Here is a 2,026-nt window from a genome sequence, read left to right as displayed (position 1 = left end):
CCCGCCCCCGCCCTCGTCCTCACTACCTCCCGCTCGCCACCGACCACAGCGTCACCGCCAGGGCCGCGCAGGAGATCACCGCGGCCAGGGACGGGAGCGGCCAGCGGGCGCGTTCCAGGGTGTCCAGGCGTTCCTCGTGCTCCGACAGCGTCTTGTCCGTCTGGTCGGCGCGCTGAAGGAGGAGGGCCAGGTCGCCCCGGGTGGTGGCGAAGCCGACGTCCACGGCGCGGCGGAGACGCTCCAACTCCAGGACCACGCCTGCTCGTTCGTCGCTGTTCACGATCGGCACCTCTTCGGTCGGCCCACTGCTTCGGCGGGCGGGCATCGCGTATCTCCTCGTTCCGTGGTTCCTCACGTGCGCGGCACACGGAGCCTGTCCCAGCTCACGTGCCCAGGGATGCCGTCCGCGTCGGCGCCGGAGTAGCCGAGCCTGCGCTGCCAGGCGGCGTACGAGCGGCGGTCGGCCTCCGTCCAGACCGGGCCGGGGCCGATCTCGTAGCGGCCGCAGCCCTCCGCGACCAGGCGTCGGCCCATGGCCGTGACGATCGCGCTGTGGCGGCCGTTCGTGAAGAACGCGGCGCCAGGGAAGGGGACGTGGGCGGCCGGCGTCGACCCGGTCCCGCTCGTGGGTTTTCCCAGGCGCTTCGCTATCCGCGTGCGCATCGACGCCATCGAGAACGTCGGGTCGATCTTGCGTCGCGTCCACTCCTTGTGACCGATGACCCGTGACGAACTCCAGCCGTGGGCACGGCAGACGGCCGCGGCGACCCTCTCCACGGCCGACAGCTGGGCTTCGGGGTACGGGTCCCGGCCGTTGCCGAGGTTCTCGATCTCGAAGCCGTAGAAGTGGGCGTTGCCGTCGACGGCGTCGGCACCCGGTCTGGACGGGAGGGCCGTTCCGCCCCGTACGGCGTTGTAGGCGGTCTGCGAGCCGCGGCCCGCGTGGTTCGTGCGGCCGTACCCCACGAGATGGACCGTGCCGTCCTTGGCGATCACCGCGATGCACAGAGGGCCCGGCAGGTCGGCGAGGCCGGTGCGGCAGAGCGTGACGCTGTGGGTGCCGGCGGTGTGGTGCAGCATCACGCCCTGGGCCGGGCCCCAGGCGCCGACGGCGTTGCGGTTGTGGGTCGACCAGGTGCCGTGCTCCTTGACGGTGACGCCTTCGGCGCGCAGCGCTCTCGCGAAGGCCGACGCGGACAGGGGTGTGGCCATGGGGATTCCTTTCGGTGCGGGTGGACAGGTCGGTGCGGGTGGACAGGCAGAAGCCCCGGTGCGCCGCTGGGCGCGGCGTACCGGGGCTGCGGGGAACGGGGCGGTCAGAGGATCGGGTCGATCCTGACGAAGCGGTTGTCGTAGCTGACGATGTTCGCCGGGGTGACGTTGGTGTTGACCGCCGACCAGTACGTCGGGGTCGCCGAATAGGCCGTGCCCGCCGTCAGGCCCGTGAGCAGGAACTGGCTGGAGACCGAGGCGCGGTCGGTGTTGTAGACCGTGGCGGCCCGGTCGATCGAGGACGCCAGGAACACCGAGTTGTCCGAGACCTTCTTGATGGTCGCGCTCATATAGCCGGTCGTGGCAGAGGAGTTGTGCATCCACGTGCCCACCGTCACGATCGCCTTGCCGGTCGGCGGCGCCACGAAGCTAGCCACCAGCGGGTCGCCGGTCGCGCCGGTCAGAGTCTCCGAGGCGGTGGTCGAGTTCGTCGTACCGGCGTCGTTGTTGAAGAGGAACACCGGCACCGGGGCGACCGGCGCCCACACCGTGCCCGTGTAGTGCGTCAGCTGTCCCGGGCTGCTCAGCCAGGCGACCATGCCGGCCGCGGGTGTCGTGATCGCGGTGTCACGGGCGGCGGCGTTCGCGTAGCGCAGGATCGTACGGCTGTCGATCGCCTCCGCCATGGACTGGAAGTGCAGGGGCAGGTTGGCCGTGTCCGTGGGCTGCGGGTAGGGGAGTCCGCTGAGGGGCGTGTAGGCGGTCATGCCGTTTCCGCCTCCTTTCGGGGAGTGCTGGTGGTGGTCTCAGGGGC

3 protein-coding genes are annotated in these 2,026 nt (G+C 71.0%); all 3 read right to left on the bottom strand.

Annotated features, from left to right (window positions below):
• Window positions 1–22 precede the first annotated feature (22 nt).
• The 3 genes from FNH08_RS49390 to FNH08_RS49380 all read right to left on the bottom strand — a co-directional run bounded on the left by FNH08_RS49390 (window position 23) and on the right by FNH08_RS49380 (window position 1,979).
• Window positions 23–325 carry a hypothetical protein gene (locus FNH08_RS49390; protein ID WP_152778508.1) on the bottom strand — a complete coding sequence of 101 codons (303 nt, stop codon included), beginning with the start codon at window positions 323–325 and terminating at the stop codon, window positions 23–25.
• Window positions 326–351: 26 nt separating this feature from the next.
• The gene (locus tag FNH08_RS49385; RefSeq protein ID WP_152778506.1) at window positions 352–1,212 is read right to left on the bottom strand and encodes a peptidoglycan-binding protein; all 861 of its coding nucleotides are present in this window, start codon (window positions 1,210–1,212) and stop codon (window positions 352–354) included.
• Window positions 1,213–1,316: 104 nt separating this feature from the next.
• Window positions 1,317–1,979 carry a hypothetical protein gene (locus FNH08_RS49380; protein WP_152778505.1) on the bottom strand — a complete coding sequence of 221 codons (663 nt, stop codon included), beginning with the start codon at window positions 1,977–1,979 and terminating at the stop codon, window positions 1,317–1,319.
• Window positions 1,980–2,026: the final 47 nt, after the last annotated feature.

Origin of the sequence: Streptomyces spongiae (genome assembly GCF_009377185.1) — a bacterium.
In the GTDB taxonomy this organism is placed as follows: Bacteria; Actinomycetota; Actinomycetes; order Streptomycetales; family Streptomycetaceae; genus Streptomyces; species Streptomyces spongiae.
The sequence above is the reverse complement of the archived record's forward strand: the minus strand, read 5'-3'. Positions and strand labels throughout refer to the sequence as shown.

Coding starts and splice junctions, on each gene's coding strand:
- FNH08_RS49390 (WP_152778508.1), bottom strand. CDS start 325: ATGCCCGCCCGCCGAAGCAGTGGGCCGACCGAAGAGGTGCCGATCGTG.
- FNH08_RS49385 (WP_152778506.1), bottom strand. CDS start 1,212: ATGGCCACACCCCTGTCCGCGTCGGCCTTCGCGAGAGCGCTGCGCGCC.
- FNH08_RS49380 (WP_152778505.1), bottom strand. CDS start 1,979: ATGACCGCCTACACGCCCCTCAGCGGACTCCCCTACCCGCAGCCCACG.